Annotated in this window: 17 protein-coding genes and 1 pseudogene; 17 read left to right on the top strand and 1 reads right to left on the bottom strand. The window is 37.2% G+C overall.

Going from position 1 to position 21,494, the window contains the following annotated elements:
- Positions 1-175: 175 nt before the first annotated feature.
- Positions 176-2,671 carry a YheC/YheD family protein gene (locus tag A194_RS0100445; RefSeq protein WP_017184914.1) on the bottom strand — a complete coding sequence of 832 codons (2,496 nt, stop codon included), beginning with the start codon at positions 2,669-2,671 and terminating at the stop codon, positions 176-178.
- A 198-nt stretch (positions 2,672-2,869) separates the two neighbouring features.
- Here A194_RS0100445 and flaG point away from each other — a divergent pair, with 198 nt between their 5' ends.
- The 17 genes and pseudogenes from flaG to A194_RS16750 form a co-directional block, all read left to right on the top strand.
- Positions 2,870-3,250, top strand: coding sequence for a flagellar protein FlaG (gene flaG, locus A194_RS0100440; RefSeq protein WP_017184913.1), 381 nt, complete (start codon positions 2,870-2,872; stop codon positions 3,248-3,250).
- An 18-nt stretch (positions 3,251-3,268) separates the two neighbouring features.
- Entirely contained in the window at positions 3,269-4,762 is a 1,494-nt protein-coding gene (gene fliD / locus A194_RS0100435) for a flagellar filament capping protein FliD (RefSeq protein WP_017184912.1), read from the top strand.
- 18 nt (positions 4,763-4,780) lie between these two features.
- Positions 4,781-5,185: a flagellar export chaperone FliS gene (gene fliS, locus A194_RS0100430; RefSeq protein ID WP_017184911.1), complete on the top strand. Its 405-nt coding sequence runs from the start codon at positions 4,781-4,783 to the stop codon at positions 5,183-5,185.
- Complete coding sequence (gene fliT / locus A194_RS0100425; protein ID WP_017184910.1) at positions 5,185-5,535, top strand: flagellar protein FliT; 351 nt, start codon at positions 5,185-5,187, stop codon at positions 5,533-5,535. Before fliS ends, fliT begins: the two co-directional genes overlap by 1 nt.
- Before the next feature lie 96 nt (positions 5,536-5,631).
- Positions 5,632-6,120, top strand: a complete 489-nt coding sequence (locus A194_RS16760; RefSeq protein ID WP_017184909.1) for an ion transporter — start codon at positions 5,632-5,634, stop codon at positions 6,118-6,120.
- Between the two features lie 129 nt (positions 6,121-6,249).
- Positions 6,250-6,807, top strand: coding sequence for a ribosome hibernation-promoting factor, HPF/YfiA family (gene hpf, locus A194_RS0100415; protein ID WP_017184908.1), 558 nt, complete (start codon positions 6,250-6,252; stop codon positions 6,805-6,807).
- A 352-nt stretch (positions 6,808-7,159) separates the two neighbouring features.
- Positions 7,160-7,366: a hypothetical protein gene (locus A194_RS0100410; RefSeq protein WP_017184907.1), complete on the top strand. Its 207-nt coding sequence runs from the start codon at positions 7,160-7,162 to the stop codon at positions 7,364-7,366.
- Positions 7,367-7,559: 193 nt separating this feature from the next.
- Positions 7,560-10,067 (top strand): preprotein translocase subunit SecA, encoded by a 2,508-nt coding sequence (secA, locus tag A194_RS0100405; RefSeq protein ID WP_017184906.1) that lies wholly within the window; start codon positions 7,560-7,562, stop codon positions 10,065-10,067.
- 152 nt (positions 10,068-10,219) lie between these two features.
- Positions 10,220-11,324, top strand: a protein-coding gene (prfB, locus tag A194_RS0100400) for a peptide chain release factor 2 (RefSeq protein WP_100214223.1) whose coding sequence is annotated in 2 segments (ribosomal slippage) — positions 10,220-10,291 and positions 10,293-11,324 — 1,104 coding nt in all. Because the reading frame shifts where the segments join, the coding sequence is not laid out codon by codon here.
- 55 nt (positions 11,325-11,379) lie between these two features.
- The gene (locus A194_RS0100395; protein WP_017184904.1) at positions 11,380-11,712 is read left to right on the top strand and encodes a c-type cytochrome; all 333 of its coding nucleotides are present in this window, start codon (positions 11,380-11,382) and stop codon (positions 11,710-11,712) included.
- 384 nt (positions 11,713-12,096) lie between these two features.
- Positions 12,097-12,783 carry a cell division ATP-binding protein FtsE gene (ftsE, locus tag A194_RS0100390; protein WP_017184903.1) on the top strand — a complete coding sequence of 229 codons (687 nt, stop codon included), beginning with the start codon at positions 12,097-12,099 and terminating at the stop codon, positions 12,781-12,783.
- The gene (gene ftsX, locus A194_RS0100385; RefSeq protein WP_017184902.1) at positions 12,773-13,666 is read left to right on the top strand and encodes a permease-like cell division protein FtsX; all 894 of its coding nucleotides are present in this window, start codon (positions 12,773-12,775) and stop codon (positions 13,664-13,666) included. The genes ftsE and ftsX overlap by 11 nt, the downstream gene beginning before the upstream one ends.
- 43 nt (positions 13,667-13,709) lie before the next feature.
- Complete coding sequence (locus A194_RS16755; RefSeq protein ID WP_017184901.1) at positions 13,710-15,119, top strand: murein hydrolase activator EnvC family protein; 1,410 nt, start codon at positions 13,710-13,712, stop codon at positions 15,117-15,119.
- A gap of 207 nt (positions 15,120-15,326) precedes the next feature.
- Positions 15,327-16,805 (top strand): S41 family peptidase, encoded by a 1,479-nt coding sequence (locus A194_RS0100375; RefSeq protein ID WP_017184900.1) that lies wholly within the window; start codon positions 15,327-15,329, stop codon positions 16,803-16,805.
- A 125-nt stretch (positions 16,806-16,930) separates the two neighbouring features.
- Positions 16,931-18,151 (top strand): PDZ domain-containing protein, encoded by a 1,221-nt coding sequence (locus A194_RS0100370; RefSeq protein ID WP_017184899.1) that lies wholly within the window; start codon positions 16,931-16,933, stop codon positions 18,149-18,151.
- 411 nt (positions 18,152-18,562) lie between these two features.
- Positions 18,563-20,542 carry an excinuclease ABC subunit UvrB gene (uvrB, locus tag A194_RS0100365; protein ID WP_017184898.1) on the top strand — a complete coding sequence of 660 codons (1,980 nt, stop codon included), beginning with the start codon at positions 18,563-18,565 and terminating at the stop codon, positions 20,540-20,542.
- A 6-nt stretch (positions 20,543-20,548) separates the two neighbouring features.
- Positions 20,549-21,494: pseudogene (locus A194_RS16750) on the top strand (excinuclease ABC subunit UvrA); the annotation flags it as partial.

The following is a 21,494-nucleotide window of genomic DNA, read 5'->3' as shown; positions in this document are numbered from 1 at the left end:
CTAAATGGATTAATTAAAGCTTTTGTATAAGATGAATGGGTTTTGTATTTTAAGAAGTTAAGAATTAATAAAATCGGTTTTAAGAGTACAAACTAAAAAATGACTCCGAATCATATTCGGAGTCACGAGAAAAAGAACTAATTAGTTGGATTATTTTACTTTAGAAATAAACCTTCTACTTATTTAAAGCTAGGAACTTTGCATAAGGTATAACGTACTGTGCTGTCTGAAATTCGTTATGGAAGGTTCCTGGCTTATTTACATTTAATTCTATTATTTTTATGTTGGAATATTGATCAAGAGCTAAATCTATTCCAATGTCACTTAATGAATAATCAAAGTAAGCTTCTATGCTTTTGACTAAGTTTAAAGATAACTCCTCTATGTTATTTGTTAAAACCTTTGAGTCACCTTTAAAGTTTCTTTCTAAAAAGGGTATCAAATTTGTTGTGTAACCTCCTTTTTCAACAGGTGTAATAACTGTTTCATGAAACCCTATCCTAGGAAATAAAGTGATGAAATCCCATTTCCCCTCAGAGTTTTTAGTCATTCTTACTCTAACGTCCATAGGGTTATTATCAATGGTTCTTGTCTCTATATATTCTTGAATTACAAATTGTCCTTTTTTCAGTAATTCCCTTAAATATTGAGTCAAGGTGACTTTGTTATAGTATTTCTTTTCAGCACCATGAATGACAATGTAGTCTAGGTTTTTTTTCTTTTCAATATAGTGTACTCCTATAGCGAAAGAGCCACCAGTTGGTTTTAAAATTACCCTATTAAAGTCATGCATAAAGTGTTCTATATCTTTGACTCTTTCTATTTTCTTGTATGGAATAATATGTTCATCAAATAATCCTGTAGAAGTAATCTGATCATAAACCTCTACTTTGTCATGTGATAACCCTTTTAATTCGTTTGTAAAAGGAATACCTTCAAATTCATCATATACATTCTTAAAATTAGAGATCCCTCTACCTCTTAATCGATCATAAATTACATCAGGATATTCAACTATTTTTGGGACCCACTCATGGTTTTGATAAAAGTAGCCTCTAATTTTCATCTCTTCGTAATCTATATCTTTAATTGTGAAATAATAAAAGTGTACGTTTTCATAATTTGCAACATAGGCGGATGCAACTGTTAATTCATTTACTTCATTGTGTGGAATTAACATACCTACTGTAATTTTGTCATCTGTAGATTTGAAAGGTAACTTAGAAGATACAGAATCAAATATATTTGTTAACTTACTTTTATCGGTATATTGGTTTTGGTGGAATATTTGATTAATAGCGATATATTGTGCGTACTCAAGTATAGTTTTTGCCCTATCATCTTCATGATACCTTGACTCAGGAACTTGATTTGCTTCATATATCCAAAAATTCAAATCTTGATCTAAGGCTATATCTATCCCCAATTCCTCTATTGAAAAATGATGTAACTTATCAATATAATGAGTTAAATTATTTGCTAACTCACATACATTCTTAAATAATTCTTCTGATTTGTCACCGAATTCTTTTTCAAAAAAAGTTAATAAATCTTCTGTTCTACCACCTCTACTTATATTGCTTAAGATAGTTTTATTACTCCCAATGCGTGGATAAATCCTGGTTATTTGCCACTGACCTTCACCATTCTTCTGCATGTGAGCTCTAATATCATAAGGTTCATTCTTGGTTGTAGTTGCATTAATGTATTTTTGTATAATATACTTTTGATTTTTTAAGCATGTTTCATTAATCCAATTATAAAAATTATCTTTATTCATGACTTTTGTTTTTTTGTGTTCTGAAACCCTAAAGCGCTCTCCACTCTTGCTAATAAAATAAATATTTTCTCCTCTTCTACCAGCAAATGGTTTTATAACTGCTTCAGTTTGGTTTTGAAAAAAGGATTTAATAATTAACTCATCTGTTATCAAATGAAAAGGTGGTAATAAATTGGCATATCTTTTATTTCTAACAAGTGTCTTTATTAATTGATACTTGCTCCCAACCGGAAAAGAAGTGAACGGTATTTTCCTTCTAAGTTTTTTTTCTACCCTTGATTGTTGGGACGAAAGTAGCGGAACAATATTGTAAATTGCATCAGGGAAGTCTTTCAGCTCTGTGATCCACTCATTGTTACTATGAATGTGACCAGTAATTTCTTCATTTACTAAATCAACGTCTTTTGAGGAAAAGAAATATAGGTCAATCCCCAATTTGTTAGCTGCATTTACTAAGGAGAAGATTCTTGGTTCTTTAAAAGCTTTTAGAGGACTATGTTTATCATAGTAGACCCCTATTTTTACGGTTTTATTAGATAATTTTGAATCTAATAAAGTGTTAGAAAGTTCATTCTTCCAATTATTGAGATTCGGAATTAATAACATTTTTATATCTTTTTTGGCTTCTGCTACATACTGATTTTCTATATGTGTCGCAATACTATTAACGTTTCCCTCAATTTCCTTGATTATAGACCCAAATTGGATGCTATAGTAGTTAGTCAATTGAGTTACTGCATAAAAACCTTCTACTACAGAACTAAAAGCTTGAATGGCATCATTGACTTTGCCTTCATTAAAGAAAGTAATGGTATGTTCTGAAGCTTCAATCATTGTCTCAACTATGATATGTATTTGCTGTTGCTCTTTTTGACTTATTGGTGTTGTCATAACAATCCTCCTAATATTGATGCTTTTACTTATATCGGCCATAAACAGTAAATATAAATATAAATTAATGCCTTTTTAATGAGGGGGAAGTGGGAATTACTTAAATGCTCTATTCTTAAATTAAAATCCAGTCTTTCTCTATAAAACTTTTCTGATTTATGCCGATATAAATTATAGAAAAAGAAGGAGTTGTTATTGATGAATATCGACCAAGTATTATCAAATTCTCAACTCCTGCAGAAGTCGGGGGCAAATGAAGTAATATCAACTGAGAATGTTCACAAAGCGAAACCGAAATTGCAGGCGATGAATGATGAGGCAAATGGAAGAAGAAATTATCCAGAACAAGAAATGACAAAAGAACGGGCTAACGAATTAGTTGAAGGGTTGAATGAGTTTTTAGAACCAGCTGACACATCAATTCGTTATGAAGTTCATGATAAATTAGACAGGTATTATATTTCCATTGTTGACCAAGAAACGGATGAGGTTGTAAAGGAGATACCTCCTGAAAAACTGTTAGATGTGTATGCGGCAATGGCAGAATTTATGGGATTCATAGTTGATGAAAGAATATAATGAAGGTGGTGAATGGTCATGATTTCTAATAGTATGAGAATGACTGGTTTTGCATCAGGGATGGATATTGGTCAGATGGTAGACGATTTAATGGAAGCTGAGCGTCAACCGTTACAAAAAATGGAACAAGATCAACTGTGGTTAACGCAACAACGTGATGCTTATCGTGAAGCTAATGCAAAAATGTCTGAGTTTGAATCTATGTTTTTAGATATGCGCATGTCTTCAACGTATAATTCAACGAAGGCGACGTCTTCATCTGATGCAATTTCTGTATCGGCTAGAAGTGATGCGGATGAAGCAAATTATCAAGTTAATGTTAATGAACTAGCGACTGCAGCGGTTAACATCAGCGAGGCAGAACTAGACTTAGGTGCTGAAGTAGGTGAAGACTTAGCTGGAGATCATACTTTCTCTACTTATAATGAAGATGGAGAAGAAGTTACACATACTCTAACATTGAACGCCGATGATACGTATGAAGAAGTATTTGATAAAATAAATGAGGCTTCAGACGGTGCGGTGCGAGCCTTTTATAATGAATCGTCAGGTCAAGTTTTTATTGAGCGTACAGAAACCGGTGAATTTAACGAAGATGGAGCAGAAATTCAGTTTGGTGATAATACAATTTTTACTAATGCATTTAACTTAGATTCCACAGAAGAACATGGCGGTCGTGATGCTAGGTTTACCTATAATGGAGTTGAATTAACTTCTAGGAGTAATAGTTATGAATTGAATGGTGCTACATTACAATTCCATCAAACAACTGATCAAGCAGCTACCATTTCCATTGAGCAAGATATTGATGGTGCGGTTGAAGAGATTACGAATTTTGTAGATAAATATAATGAGTTAGTTGAATATATGAATGAAAAAACTAACGAACCACGTAACCGTGATTACCCACCACTAACAGACGAACAGCGGAGAGCAATGTCTGAAAGCGAAATCGAACTGTGGGAAGAGCAGTCTCAAAGCGGTGAGTTAAGAGGTGATGGAATCCTTCGTGGTGCTATTTCTGGTATGCGTTCAGCTTGGTATGAGTCAGTAGATAATGAAGAAAGTGATTTTAGCTCTATTTTTGAAATTGGTATTACGACAGTGAGTGCTGTTAATACACCTCAAAACGACCAAGGTAAATTAGAAATTGATGAACAAGAGCTACGCAGAGCACTAGAAGAAGACTCTGAAGGTGTTTATCGTATGTTATCGAGTCGTGCTGATGATGACTCTCGTGGAGTGTTAAGTCGTGTTAAAGATTCACTCGATAACTCAATGGACCGCATAACAGACCGTGCTGGCCGAGCAACTCAAACAGATCACCAATATACTATGGGCCGTGAAATAATGAATATGGCCGACCGCATGGCGAACTTTGAGCGTCGTATGCAACAAACAGAAGAGCGTTATTGGGATCAATTTTCTCGAATGGAACGCGCGATGCAACAGGCGAATAACCAATATGCCCAGATGCAATCAGCTATGGGTGGCATGGGCGGTATGATGTAATAGAAGGGGTGTTTTATAATGGCTGCGTATGGACAGGCCTATCAAGCTTATCAACAAAACTCAGTGTCAACTGCTTCTCCTGGTGAGTTAACTTTACAGCTTTATAATGGTTGTATTAAGTTTATTAAACTAGCGAAAACTGCTATTGAGAAGGAAGATTTTCAAAGTAAAAATGAACAACTGCAAAAAGCTCAAAACATTATCGCTGAGCTCATGGTCACTTTAAACCCTGACTATGATATTACCAATCAACTTCTGCCGTTATACGACTACATCAACTACTGTTTACGCGAAGCAAATATTCATAATGATGTCGCAAAGTTAGATGAAGCGCAAAAGATGGTTGAGCAATTACGCGATACTTGGAAAGAAGCAATTAAGCTGGACCGTCAAAACAAATATGCACCAGGAGCTAAAGCATAATGTCACAGGTTAAAGCTTTATACACTTTAACGAAGCAAATGCTGGACCGGTTTAAACAGGCTGACAAAATAGACCGTGAACAACTCATTAATGAGTTTGACGAATTCGTCGCTAAGCGTAGTCAAGTGATTGAACAGTTAAGTGGTGAATACACTGAAGAAGAAAAGCGGATCGGTGAAGAAACGTTAAAACTTGACCGTGAACTGCAACAGCTTGCCGATCAATATATGAAAAACTTTCAAAAAGACTTTGCTAGTTTTAAGAAAAAGCAAGTCACGAACAAAAAATATATTAATCCTTATCAAAACCTTCAAGGTAATGATGGTAGTTTTATTGATAAGCGTAATTAAAAAGGGCTTTCCTATTATTGGAATGCTCTTTTTTGTTTAACCACCTTTAGATTTAGGGTATTTAAAATCTATAAGTCTTATTTTTAGGTGATTACAATGTTACAGATTGACTATTTAAAGTGGCAAACTTTCAATATTATTAAATTGAATCCACCGAAACCGAAGATTGGAAAGTTTTTTGACGTCTTCTTAATATTGTTAATCACTGCAAATATCGTAACAACAGTCCAACGCTTTGTAATGCCTGATATGTACGCTGCTTGGGAGGATTCCATTCTTATTTTAAAGCAGTTTTCACTAGTTTTCTTTACAACAGAGTATATTTTACGTATATGGACTGCTGTGTATAAGGCGGGGTATGAGCACCCAGTTAAAGGCCGTATAAAGTATATGTTTTCGCTATATATGGTGATTGACTTGCTAGCGATTATCCCATTCTACTTTTATCAACTCGATTCATTTGTACTAAGAATGTTGCGTGTCTTTAAGATGCTTAAGTTATTAAAGGTCATGCATTTCTTAAAAGAGATCGTCGATTACAATTTAGGACGGTCAAAACATCGTGAAAAATATGGTACTAAATAGACATCTATGTAAGGTGTATTCGACATTTATCGACTTCGACAAAAAATTCTAAATTTTTAACATGTTTAAGAAGGAATAATCAAGGGAAATGTTGAATATAACCTACATAGATGAAAGGAGGACTTGCATATGATTTACAACGTTAGAGGGGAAAACATCGAAGTAACAGATGCGATCCGAGAGTATGTAGAAAAGAAAATTGGGAAATTGGAGCGTTATTTTGAGACGCCGCCGGCTTCAGATGTCCATGTGAACTTAAGTGTTCATAACATGGAGCAGAAGATTGAGGTGACAATCCCAATGCCAAACTTATTATTAAGAGCAGAGGAGATTCACACTGATTTGTATGCAGCTACAGACTTAGTCGTCGACAAGCTGGAGCGACAGATTAGAAAATATAAAACAAAAGTTAACCGTAAATTCCGCAACCAAAGTGCTCCAAAATATGTATTTGCCGAAATGGAACAAGAGGCTTTAAATGGTAGAATAGAAGAGGAAGACGACTCAATTGATATCGTTAAAAAGAAGCAATTTGACTTAAAGCCGATGGACGAAGAGGAAGCAGTCCTACAAATGGACATGTTAGGTCACGCGTTCTACGTGTTTGAGAATTCTGAAACAGGTGATACAAACGTCGTCTATAAACGTAAAGATGGTAAATACGGTTTAATTGAACCGAATGCGTAAAAACATAAGGAAGGAGATGTCATATCGGCATCTCCTTTTTAATTTTTGTAGCTTTTTTCGAAATAGCTCATAGAACAAAGGTAATAGCTCATAGGATTCCGAAAATAGCTCATAGGACCGCTGGAGCATCTTTCAGGAAAACAGCCCTCGACAAAAAATCAATAAATCTAAATTTTTTTCAAAAAATTTCCCGCACTAAAACCCAAATTTTCCAACCAAAATAAGTCCAACAAAACAAAAATCCCTAAGAAAATTAAAATTCCAAAAAACTTACCAAAATGAAGGGGGCTACCACCCGATAAAACCCTATGGTATAAATGTAATTAACAAGATCATAAAGGGGGAATACGAGATGGAACAACAACATAATTGCCTCACCTGTGTTAACTTACGAAATCAAGTGGAACGCCAGAGTGACTTGATTTCTCAGTTAATGCGAATCGTTGCAGCTACTAATAAAAAAGTAACGATGTTGGAACATGACATATCAAATGTAACCTCCGAACCCAATGCAAATTATTCCTATCCCAATAAACCCTCATGTCGAATAAATCAATAATCCACCTTTATGGTCTTGGATATTTGATTCAGGCTGATCGAATTAAACCACCGCCTACAATAAATCAGCCTGAATCATTTTTTTGACATATCTCCTCGTATTTCTTCATATTCTGTTAGTTGTCATGACTGTTTTGATAGTGTTATCATTATAGTTGGATTGTTGTAAACAAGAGGATACGAGGTGCAAATTAATGAAGCTATTAACAAAAGTTTTTGGGGATTTAAATGAGAAACAATTAAAGAAACTTCGTAAAAAAGCAGATCAAATTGAAGCTTTAGAAACTGATATTCAAAAGTTGTCTGATTCAGGGTTAAAAGCTAAAACAGCAGAGTTTAAAGAACGTTATCAGTCTGGTGAATCTTTAGATGATTTAATGGTTGAAGCGTTCGCGGTTGTCCGTGAGTCAGCTAAGCGTGTTTTAGGAATGCGCCCATACTATGTACAGTTGATTGGTGCAATTGCCATTCATAATGGTGATATTGCCGAAATGAAAACAGGTGAAGGTAAAACACTTGCCTCAACAATGCCTGCTTACTTAAATGCTATTTCAGGTAAAGGTGTCCACATTATTACCGTAAACGATTACTTAGCACACCGTGACTCTACTGAAATGGGTGAGTTATACGATTGGTTAGGTTTAACTGTAGGTCTTAACACGAATGACCTTGATAAAGATGAGAAGCGTGAAGCTTATAGTTGTGATATTACGTATGGTACGAACAATGAGTTTGGTTTTGACTACTTGCGTGACAACATGGTGCTTTATAAAGAAAAGCGTGTTCAACGTGAACTGAACTTCGCAATCGTCGATGAGGTTGACTCGATCTTAATTGATGAAGCGCGTACTCCACTTATTATTTCAGGGTCACAGAAAAAATCTCAAACCAATTATTTACAAGCAGATTCATTTGTAGAAACACTTAAAAATGAGGAAGACTATACTTATGATGAAAAAACACGAAACGTTCAGCTAACTGAAAATGGTATTACGAAAGCTGAGAAGTTCTTTAACATTGAGAACTTGTATGACTTAGATCACGTATCTTTAACGCACCATATTAACCAAGCATTAAAAGCGCATGTCGTTATGCAAAAAGATACTGATTATGTAGTAGATGAAGGCGAAGTCGTTATTGTTGACCAATTTACAGGTCGTCTAATGAAAGGTCGACGTTACAGTGATGGTTTACACCAAGCGATTGAAGCTAAAGAAGGCTTACAGATCCAAAAAGAAAGTATGACGTTAGCAACAATTACGTTCCAGAACTTCTTCCGTATGTATAACAAGTTAGCTGGTATGACAGGTACAGCTAAAACGGAAGAAGAAGAGTTTCGTAACATTTACAATATGAACGTTGTCGCGATCCCGACGAATGAGCCAATTGTTCGTGATGACCGTCCTGATTTAATTTATAAATCAGTAGATGGCAAGTATAAAGCGATGGTTGAAGATATTAAAGCACGATACCAAAAAGGACAACCTGTTCTAGTTGGTACCGTTGCAGTTGAAACGTCAGAGTTAATTTCAAAAATGCTTAAAAAAGCTGGCGTTAAACACAACGTCTTAAACGCAAAAAACCACTTCTCAGAAGCGGAAATTATTCTAGCAGCTGGTCAAAAAGGTACTGTCACGATTGCTACAAACATGGCAGGTCGTGGTACGGACATTAAACTAGGTGACGGTGTAAAAGATCTTGGTGGTCTTGCCGTTGTTGGTACTGAGCGTCACGAATCACGTCGTATCGATAACCAGTTACGTGGTCGTGCTGGACGTCAAGGTGACCCAGGTGTTTCACAGTTCTACCTTTCAATGGAAGATGAGTTAATGCGTCGTTTCGGTTCGGAACGTATGCACTCGATGATGGAGCGTTTCGGATTAGAAGACGATCAGCCAATTGAAAGTAAAATGGTATCTCGAGCTGTAGAGTCTGCACAGAAACGAGTTGAAGGTAACAACTTCGATGCGCGTAAACAAATTCTTTCTTACGACGATGTTTTACGTGAACAGCGTGACATCATTTATGAACAGCGCAATGAAGTGCTAGAAGCGGACAGTTTACGTGATATTATCATGGGCATGATCGAATCAACTGTGAAACGTAACGTAGAACTGTATACACAAGATGAAGAAGAGGAAAACTGGGAGCTTGATAATCTTGCTCAGTTCTTGCATGCGAATGTACTTGAACAAGACGAAATCTCTGGTGAGGACTTTAAAGGTAAAGAGCCAGATGAGATGGTTGAACAAGTCATGGAGATTGTTAAGAATAAGTATGACCAGCGTGAACAAGAACTAACAGAAGAACAGATGCGTGAGTTTGAAAAAGTAATCTTACTTCGTACGGTTGACTCGAAGTGGATGGATCACATTGACCAAATGGACCAACTAAGACAAGGTATTCACCTACGTGCTTATGGTCAAACGAATCCGTTACAAGAGTATCAAATGGAAGGCTTCTCCATGTTCGAAGAGATGATTGCTGCAATCGAACAAGAAGTTGCGAAATACGCGATGAAAGCACAAATTCGTGAAAACTTACAACGTGTCCAAGTTGCAACTGGCACTCAAGCCGTTGCCGGTGGAAGACCGAAAGAAGAGAAGAAACGCCAACCAATCGTTAAGAAAAAAGAAGTTGGACGTAATGAACCTTGCCCTTGCGGTAGCGGTAAGAAGTATAAACAGTGCCACGGTGTATAAACGGATTCAAAACCTTATTCATTCAATGAGTGGATAAGGTTTTGTTACATTATGTGACGGTTCAATTTTCCAATTTGTAACGAAAAGTTCGTTTTTAGTCGATTTATAAATGGTATAATACGGGTAGAATATATAGTAGAGGTGGATGTTTTATGGAACTAGCAGATATTCGAACTGAACTTAATCAACTACAAAAGCGACTAGACAACTTCAGGGGGTCTCTTTGACTTAGAGGGTTATCGTAACCGTTTAGCAGAGTTAGAGCAAATGATGACAGAGCCGAATTTTTGGGATGACCAACAGAATGCCCAAAAAGTGATTAATGAATCGAATGTTTTAAAAGAGCTCGTCCAAAACTTCGATCAAAATGAAGAAGCACTAGAAAATTTAGAAGTTTCTTTTGAATTAGTGAAAGAAGAAAATGATGAAGAACTTTTTGAAGACTTAAAAGATCAATTAAAATCTGTTTCAGCTGATTTAAATCAGTTTGAATTGAACATATTACTAAGTGAACCATATGATCAAAATAATGCGATTATCGAGATTCACCCTGGTGCTGGCGGTACGGAAAGCCAAGATTGGGCAGAAATGCTTTTGAGAATGTATAAGCGTTATGCTGAGCGTAAAGGTTTTAAAGTGGAGACACTTGATTATTTACCAGGAGATGAAGCAGGGGTTAAAAGTGTGACCCTCTTAATTCAAGGTCACAATGCTTATGGTTATTTAAAAGCTGAAAAAGGTGTTCACCGTTTAGTTAGAATTTCACCTTTTGATTCATCAGGAAGACGTCACACATCGTTTGCTTCATTAGATGTAATGCCAGAGTTTAACGATGATGTCGAAATAGATGTGAAAAGTGAAGATTTAAAAGTCGATACTTATCGCGCAAGTGGTGCAGGTGGTCAGCACGTTAACACGACTGATTCAGCTGTTCGAATTACACACGTACCAACGAACACAATCGTGACGTGTCAATCGGAGCGTTCACAAATTAAAAACCGCGAAAAAGCCATGAAAATGTTGAAATCAAAACTTTACCAACAAGAAATTGAAAAACAACAACAAGAGTTGGATGAAATCCGTGGTGAACAAAAAGAAATAGGGTGGGGAAGTCAAATTAGATCTTACGTCTTCCATCCGTATAACATGGTGAAAGATCACCGTACAAACGTTGAGAATGGGAATACTCAAGCAGTCATGGATGGTGAATTGGATCCGTTTATTGATGCCTATTTACGTTCAAAAGTAGATGGATAACTTATGAACGTTTAGGAAAACATAAAAGTAACACTAACAGGAGGTTTTAGAACAAATGAAAAAGAAATTATTAGTCGGCCTATTTGGCTTAATGATGGTAGTAGCTGCTTGTGGAGGCGGTGGCGACGGCGCTGGTGAAAATGGCGGCGACGATACAACCGCAAATGAAACAGCAGCTGGGGAAGAGCTTTATCAGCAAAACTGTGCAAGTTGTCACGGTGGTGACTTATCAGGTGGAGCTGGACCAGGGCTAGTTGATGCCAGTGAACAGCACGACCAAGATGATATCGTATCAATTATTTTAGAAGGATATGGTAGCATGGCTGCTGTAGCAGGTGTAAGTGAAGAAGAAGCAGAAGACATTGCTGATTATGTATTAGAACAGTAAGAAGCGATGAGAAGGTTTTTCCTTCTCGTTGCTTTTTTTTATTTCAAGAATTACAAGTTCTATTGGTAAGCATACCAATTATCACCGCTTACTTTTACTAATTACAGCCTGCTATAATTAAATTGAAAAGAAAATGTAATATAGAACGGGCAGTATATTTTGGCGAATGATGTTATAATACAATTACTAGTTTAAGAAATTCTATTAAAAAAAGACATAATAATATTAGGTATGATAAAATAGTTTAATAAAAAAACAAATATTTCGACAATTACTATACTTGAGACATCGTAGATTTGCGATGTCTCGATTTGAAATGGACAAGCTATATAAAAGGTAAATACAAAATGTTGCAATGCAGCAGGAGGACCAAGGTGGAATACTATGATCGAGATGAACAATGTTTATAAAGTTTATGATAACGGAGTTACAGCTTTAAATGGTATATCGTCAACAATTGATAATGGTGAATTTGTGTATGTCGTTGGCCCAAGTGGTGCTGGTAAATCATCTTTTATTAAGATGATGTATCGTGAAGAAGTACCAAGTAAAGGCCAAGTGAAGATCAATCATGTAGATATCGGTGACATGAAAGATAAGCAAGTACCTTATTTACGACGTTCAATTGGCGTTATTTTCCAAGACTTTAAATTGTTGCCGAAACTAACAGTCTATGAAAATGTAGCCTTTGCTCTAGAAGTGATCGAGGAAAACCCGAGAAAAATTAGACGTCGTGTAATGGACGTGCTAGATAAGGTTGGTTTAAAGCATAAAGCAAGGTTTATCCCCGCTCAGTTATCAGGTGGTGAGCAACAACGTGTAGCCATTGCAAGAGCGATTGTCAATAACCCTAAGGTTGTGATTGCCGATGAGCCGACAGGTAACCTAGACCCTGATACGTCGTGGGAGATTATGAGAATCTTTGAAGAAGTCAATGCGAGTGGTACGACAGTGATTATGGCAACACACAGTAAAGATATCGTTAACAAGATTCGTAGACGTGTTATTGCTATGGAAAATGGTCAAATCGTAAGAGACGAGCATCGAGGGGAATACGGATATGAAGATTAATACATTTAAAAGACATTTTAGAGAAGGTACAAAAAACTTAGTTAGAAATAGTTGGATGACAGTAGCAGCAGTTGGTGCTGTGACAACGACGTTAGTATTAGTAGCAGCATTTTTAATGCTAATGCTAAACCTAAATCAAATTGCAGACAACATTGAATCCGATGCAGAGATTCGTGTGTTTATAGATTTAAGTGCTGAAGAGGAAGACATTGACGAACTAGGTCATAACATTGAAGATCTTAATAGAGTTGAAGAGTTCTATTTCTCTTCAAAAGATGAAGAATTAGAAGCGTTAGTAGAAGACTTAGGTGAAGATGGAGAAGCTTGGGAGCTTTTCGAACAAGATAATCCGCTAAATGATGTTTACGTTGTCGAGACGTACGAAGCAGAAGATCTAGCAGGAGTTGCTTCAACAATTGAAGGTTTTTCAAATGTAGATGACGTTGATTACGGAAGTGAAACAGTAGATCGACTATTACAATTTAACCAATATGCTAGATATATAGGAATTACATTTATTGCAGCGTTACTATTAACAGCTATTTTCCTAATATCGAACACGATTAAGATGACGATTACAGCAAGAAGAGATGAGATTGGCATTATGCGACTAGTCGGTGCGAAGAATAGCTTTATTCGTTGGCCATTCTTTGTTGAAGGAATGCTTACAGGTGTTATTGGTTCAGTAATTCCAATTGCGCTTGTTCTTGGTGGTTATCACTTCTTGTATATAAACTTAAACGACCGATTGAATTTCCAGTTCATTGAGTTGTTACCGTGGAACCCATTTGCATGGCAGCTTTCACTCATGCTATTAGCAATCGGTGCCTTTATTGGTATTTGGGGAAGCGTGATGAGTGTTCGTAAGTTCTTAAAAGTTTAACGAGACTAATATTCACAACAAATACAGAAGGGGAGAAACCAAGTTGACGAAGAAAGTTATACCGTTTTTAACTTTAATTGTAGTTATTGTTGGCGCATTAATGTATTCTGATTCCGGTACGGTCGAAGCTAATCAGTCAGTTGAAGATATTGAAAAAGAATTAGATGAAGTACAGCAAGAACGAGAGAATGTTTCTAGTGAGATTGATAGTTTACAAGAACAGATCCGTGAACTTGAAGGTCAACAGGATGAAACAGAAGATAAGTTAGACCGTATTGAAAATGAAATAGAGCAAGCTGAGTTAGAAGTCCGTCAAAAAGAGCTTGATATTGAAGAGACTGAAACTGAAATCTATCTATTAGAAGCTGAAATTCAAGAACTAGAAAACGAGATTCAAGAACTTGAAGCAGAGATTGAAGAATTAGAAGAAGAGATCTCTGAGTTAGAAGATGAAATTACTGAAACTGAACTTAGAATAGAACAGCGTGAAGCGGTTCTTACCGATAGACTGAGAACTCTACAGCGTAATGGTGGTTCTGTAAGCTATATGGAAGTTATTCTAGGTTCAAGTGATTTTGGTGATTTTGTAAGTCGTGCTGCAGCGGTAAGTAAAGTGATGGATCAAGACCAAAGTATTATTAACCAACACTTTGATGACAAGCAGTTTTTAGAGGAAGCAAAGGATACAGTTGAAGCAAACAAAGAACAAGTCGAAGAATCGAAACAAACAGTTGAAAGTAATAAAGAAACAGTTGAAGCAAACAAAGCTAATTTAGAAGATAAAAGGCAAACTTTAGTTGCTCAAAAAGGTGAACTGGATCAACTAATCGCCGGTCTTGATGAGCGAAAACAAGAGGAACAAATAGTTCTTTCAAATTTACAAGAAGATCAAGAAGAGTTAGAGAAGTATCAAGTATCATTATCAGAAGAACAAGAAATTTTAGATGCACGAGAACAATCTTTAAAAAATCAAAAACAATCTGCAGAGTCAAACCCAGCTAACACACAAGCTGGTGGAAGCGGTCAGTTTATAGCACCGATGAGTGGTTATTTAACATCACCTTTTAAACCGCCTCATAGACCTGGACATGCTGGTGTTGATATGGGTAATAGAGATAATCCAACTACACCTGTATATGCAGCTGCTACCGGTGAAGTTTATCGAGTGGTATCAGGTTGTGTAGTTGGTAATAGTGGTTGTGGTGGTGGTTATGGTAATGTTGTTTACATGACCCACTATATTGATGGTGTTGCGTACGATACGGTTTATGCACATTTATCATCAGTTCACGTGAGTGTTGGCGATACAGTGCAACAAGGTCAACAAATTGGTAATATGGGTAATACAGGTAGTTCAACTGGACCACATTTGCACTTTGAAATCCATAGAGGCGGATCTTGGAATAATTCTAAGTCAAACGCAGTTGATCCGTTAAATTATATTAACCCTTAACGTTAAGGTTTTTACCTTTTACTAAAAGAGGAAATTATAGTAGTATAAAAGCATCGCACATTGTTCGTGTGATGCTTTTATGCTATTTATTTAGCTATTTTCATTTTGATGTAATTTTGAGAATAGTAGAAATCTACATCATATACTTAACTATAGTATCTTTAATACTAAATCTGTAAGCGTTTGCTGAGGTGATGAATGTTGAATATGAGTAGGAAATTTGTTTTTTTATTAGTGTTAGTAGCCTTTTTAGTAGGGGGAGCAATCTCAGCGACTGCGATGAATTTTCTTGCTGACGAAGGTGAACCTCAAGTAAAGGAAGAGGAACAAGAACAAGAGGAAGTAGAAGTGCCTGATGATGAGGTTCATAGTGATGTACAAGAAGAGATTGGTGAAGAATTTACTAAAATTCAGCAAGTGATTTCAATGTTAGATGAGTATTATATAAATGAAGTCGACGTTGATTCTTTATATGAAGGCGCAATCGAAGGCGTTGTTAGCTCATTAGATGACCCATTCAGTGAATATATGGATGCTGAAATGACAGAACAATTTCAACAACAACTGGAGTCATCTTTCGAAGGAATTGGTGCAGAAGTTACCCAACGAGAAGGTCATATAACAATTATTTCTCCTTTAGCAGACTCACCAGCTGAAGAAGCAGGGATCCGCCCAAATGATCGTATTCTAGCTGTTGATGAAGAGTCTGTTGAGGATTATACAGTAAATGAAGCGGTTCAACTCATTCGAGGTGAGAAAGGGACAGATGTTGTATTAACGATTGACCGTCCTGGTGAAGATGACCCTTTTGATATATCAATTACAAGAGATACGATTCCGTTAGTTACTGTTCGACCGCATGTAGAAGAGACGAACGGTCAAACAGTCGGTGTGTTAGAAATTAGGTCTTTCGGTGAAGGAACAGCTGAAGAGTTTGCTGAAGAGCTAGCTTACCTAGAAGACGAAGTTGGAATCGATGGATTAGTATTAGATGTAAGAGGAAATCCTGGTGGCTTATTTGACGCAGTCGAAAACATATTAACTCACTTCATGGAAGGTGAGGAAACGTTCGTCTATACGGACCGTCATGACATGGAAGCAGAACCGTCCACCCTTGATGGGCAAGGTGTAAAGGATTATCCTATCTCAGTCTTAATTAACGAAGGTAGCGCTAGTGCATCAGAGATTTTAGCTGCTGCACTTAATGAAGTTAACGGTTATGAAGTCGTTGGTGAAACAACGTTCGGTAAAGGAACAGTACAACAGACGATGCCTTTAGAAGGCGGCATGTTGAAAATGACAGTATTTGATTGGTTAACTCCAGATGGGAACCGCATTGAAGGTGAAGGCGTTGATCCAACAGTTGAACAGAGACAACCAGAATATTTTTATTCAACGCTGATTCAATCTGATGAACCATTAGAGTATGATATGAACAATTCTGAAGTTAGAAAGCTTCAACTTATGCTTGAAGGACTAGGATATGATATTGACCGTACAGATGGTTACTTTGATGAGAATACTGTTGAAGTAGTTGAGCAGTTCCAGTCAGATGAAGGATTAGAAGTGACAGGAATCGTTCATGAAACAACCGAAGAGCGCATTGAAGAGTTAATTTTAGACGCTGTTATGGAACCAGAAAATGATTTACAATTACAGCGTGCTATTGAAGTGTTGTTTGAATAAGTTTGGTGTAAATAGATGACTCACCTGTTGGGTCATCTATTTTTACTCTAAGCATATGCAGGATTTTGACTAGGGTTTAGAGAATTGTTTCATACAGAGCACCAGTGAGATTGGGGGGATTATGCATGTGGGTCGAATGGTTAGTTGAATTAGGTTATGCGCTATTGTGGTTATTCGCACAGCCAGTACTATATGTAGCGATCATATTATCTTTTCTTATTGGAAATAGAAGAATTAAAAATGACCGTAAGCAATTTGGTCACCGGGTGTTTCCATTCCACGCAGAATGGAAAGGGACATGGTTAATCGGATTGCTTTTTGGTGTCATTGTTTCAGCAGGTATTGTCCTAACTGGATTGTTTATGACTTGGGAATGGTTAATCGTCTGGTCAGCAGTCATTATTTTACTAATGTTAGTTGGACAAGTTGCATTACTGTCCCCTGTTTACACATTAGGATTAACTATTTTGGCCGTATGGTCTGTTGGTCTATTTGACATACAAGTTATTAATGAACCTTTTACAAATGGACTACTACAAGTTGATTTAATGGGCATGATTTATTTAATGTTAGTTCTCCTTTTTGCTGAAGCTATGCTGATTGCGACAACGAATCGTCATAGGTCGTTCCCTCGATTACATAAAGGAGATCGCGGTAAAGACGTAGGTTCCCATCAAGTCACACGACTTATGTTCGTTCCTTTATTAATTCCTTTACCAATCGGTTCGCTAACATTAACTGATCAGCTTGCTTGGTGGCCAGTATTTGGATCAGATGCAGCTGGAATGAGTTTCATAATTTTTCCTTATATAATCGGCTTTTCACAAAAATTCCGTGGGCTGTTTAGTGAGCAAGGTGCAAAACGAGTCGCTTTAACTTTAATCCCGCTGACACTTTTGTTAATCGGTGCAGCAGTCGGCGCTTATAACACGTTGTACTTAGGGATGGTGATTGTCGGAATTGTTCTAGTCATGAGACCGGTTATTCATTTACTCATTCGTTATTTTGATGTTGAAAGACGTCCAATCTTTAGGCCAGAACCAGATGGAATAACGATCGTCGGCATAGTGCCAGGCTCACCTGCAGACCAAATGGAACTGTATGTTGGTGAGAAGATTGAGCGCGTTCACGATATACCAGTCCAAAATGAATTTGAGTTTTTCGATGTTATGACTGAAAATCGAACTTACTGCAAGTTAGCCGTGCGGGACTTCCGAGGTGAGACGAGGTTTGTGCAGCGACCAATTTATGAACATGAAGATCACGAATTAGGTTTAGTGTTTGTAAAAGAAACCCCTCGCTTCACGCTAGAAACTGAAACGTTTGAATTAGATTATTCATCATAGTCATGATATGAAAATTGCTTTGGAACTTCATTGTTCTGAAGCAATTTTTTAATGTTCTTAGAGAGGTGGATTTGGCGCTTGTGAGATAAATTTGGCGTTCAGGGAAATAATCTGGCTTTCGCATGATAGGATTTGGCGCTCACGAGAATAATCTGGCGCACACACTAGTTATCAGCGCTCACAGAATTTTATCAGCTCTCAGAAAAATATATCAGCGCTCGCCAATTTTTATCGGCGCTCAAACATAATTTATCAGCGCTCACAGAATTTTATCAGCTCTTACATAAAAACATATTCTTTGCATTATAAGTCGTGAAAAAATATTCTTTTACTAGGGTATCATAACATTTGTGCAAACAAACGTTCGTGTGTGTTATACTGACTAAAGAAACTCGATATGGGGATGATGTTGTGGAACAAAAATTTCAATTACAATCGGAATTCGAACCTCAAGGTGATCAACCGCAGGCTATTAAAGAGTTAGTCGCAGGTATTGAAAACAATAAAAAGCACCAAACGTTACTCGGTGCTACTGGTACTGGTAAAACATTTACTGTATCCAATGTTATTACTGAAATTAATCGACCGACACTCGTCATTGCACATAACAAGACGTTGGCCGGTCAGCTTTATAGTGAATTTAAAGAGTTTTTCCCTAATAATGCTGTTGAGTACTTCGTCAGTTATTATGATTATTATCAGCCAGAAGCTTATGTGCCGCATACGGATACATATATCGAAAAAGATGCGAGCATTAATGATGAAATTGATAAATTGAGGCACTCTGCGACATCGGCATTGTTTGAACGCAATGATGTATTAATTGTTGCGAGTGTTTCATGTATATATGGTTTAGGTTCACCGGAAGACTATAAAGACTTAGTGCTGTCTTTAAGAGTTGGTATGGAAAAAGAACGTAATCAAGTGTTACGCGAGCTTGTTGATATTCAATATGCGAGAAATGATATCGACTTTCAACGTGGTACGTTCCGTGTTCGTGGTGATTCGGTTGAAATTATTCCAGCATCACGTGAGGAGCACTGCATTCGAATTGAATTTTTCGGTGATGAGATCGATCGTATTCGTGAAGTCGATGCGTTAACAGGTGAAATTTTAGGTGATCGTGATCATGTGGCGATCTTCCCAGCTTCACACTTCGTTACGCGTGAAGAAAAGATGAAGCGCGCGATTACAAATATTGAAAAAGAGTTAGAAGACCAGTTAGAAAAATTCAATGATGAAGGAAAGTTGCTTGAAGCTCAGCGACTAGAACAGCGAACGAATTATGATCTAGAGATGATGCGCGAAATGGGCTTTTGTTCAGGAATTGAGAACTATTCAAGACATTTAACATTCCGTGAACCAGGTTCAACGCCTTATACGTTACTTGACTACTTCCCAGACGGTTCATTAATGGTTATTGATGAATCACACGTGACATTACCGCAAGTTAGAGGGATGTTTAACGGTGACCAAGCGCGTAAACAGACGTTAGTAGATCACGGTTTCCGTCTGCCATCTGCCATGGACAACCGTCCTTTAACTTTTGGGGAGTTCGAAAAACATGTTGACCACGCTTTATACGTGTCAGCAACACCTGGTCCTTATGAAAGAGAACATACACCAAAAATGGTAGAACAAATCATTCGTCCGACTGGATTGTTAGACCCAGAGATTGACGTTCGACCAATTAAAGGACAAATTGATGATTTAATAGGTGAAATTAATAAACGAATCGAACGCAAAGAACGTGTGTTAGTGACGACACTTACAATTAAAATGTCTGAGGACTTAACGAATTACTTACAAGAGATGGGGATTAAAGTAGCGTATCTTCACTCTGAAATTAAGACATTAGATCGTATACAAATTATTCGCGATCTGCGATTAGGAAAATATGATGCACTTGTCGGGATTAACTTGTTGCGTGAAGGACTGGACTTACCAGAAGTGTCGCTCGTTGCTATTTTAGATGCGGACAAAGAAGGCTTCTTACGTTCAGAGCGTTCCTTAATTCAAACAGTAGGACGTGCTGCTCGTAACTCAGAAGGGCGCGTCATTATGTATGCAGATAAGATGACCGATTCAATGAAGGTTGCTATTGAAGAGACGAATCGTCGTCGTGAAAAGCAAATGGCTTACAATGAAAAGCACGGTATTACCCCAACGACGATTAAGAAAGAAATTCGTGATGTCATTCGGGCGACTTATGAATCCGATGAAGAAACGAAAGACGATCATGTATCACAATATAAAAACTTATCAAAAGATGAAAAAGCTGAGCTCATTGATCAGTTAGAAACAGAAATGAAACAAGCCGCTAAAGATCTCGACTTTGAAAAAGCAATGGAACTTCGTGATGCGATGCTTGAGTTGAAAGCGGGAGGGTGAAAATAGATGAAATCAATTACAGTGCAAGGAGCTAGAGCACACAATTTAAAAGATATAGATGCAACGATTCCAAAAAATAAGTTAGTCGTCATGACAGGTTTATCTGGGTCTGGTAAATCATCATTAGCGTTCGATACGATTTACGCAGAAGGACAAAGAAGGTATGTTGAATCACTATCAGCATACGCTCGCCAATTTTTAGGGCAAATGGATAAGCCTGATGTTGATGCAATTGAAGGGCTGTCACCAGCTATTTCAATTGACCAAAAGACGACGAGCAAAAATCCGCGTTCAACTGTTGGAACAGTAACCGAGATTTATGATTATTTGCGTCTATTATTCGCGCGTGTTGGGCGTCCGATTTGTCCGATTCACGGTGAAGAGATTTCTGCTCAAACGGTCGAACAAATGGTTGATCGTGTCATGGAATTAGAAGAACGCACGAAGTTACAAGTACTAGCACCAGTCATTTCAAACCGTAAAGGCGAACATAAAAAGGTCATGGAAAACTTGAAAAAAGAAGGGTACGTACGCCTTCGTGTTGATGGTGAAATGCGTGAAGTATCAGAAGACATTGAGCTTAACAAAAACCAGAAACATACAATTGAAGTCGTCGTCGACCGTATTATCGTTAAAGAAGGGGTTGAAGGTCGGTTAAGCGACTCGATCGAAACAGCGTTAAAAATTAGTGACGGTAAAGTCATTATGGACCTTATTGATGGTGATGAGATGTTATTTAATGAACATCACGCATGTCCGCAATGTGGTTTTACGATTACAGAGCTTGAGCCACGACTATTTTCTTTTAACAGCCCATTAGGCGCTTGTAAAACGTGTGATGGTCTAGGTTCTAACTTAGAAGTCGATGTCGATTTAGTAATTCCTGACCGTTCACTAACGTTGAATCAACATGCGATTGCTCCGTGGCAACCGATTAGCTCACAATATTACC

The organism is Alkalibacillus haloalkaliphilus C5, from assembly GCF_000269905.1.
Classification (GTDB): Bacteria; Bacillota; Bacilli; order Bacillales; family Alkalibacillaceae; genus Alkalibacillus; species Alkalibacillus haloalkaliphilus_A.
Note: the sequence above shows the minus strand (reverse complement) of the source record. Positions and strands in the feature narration are given on the sequence as shown.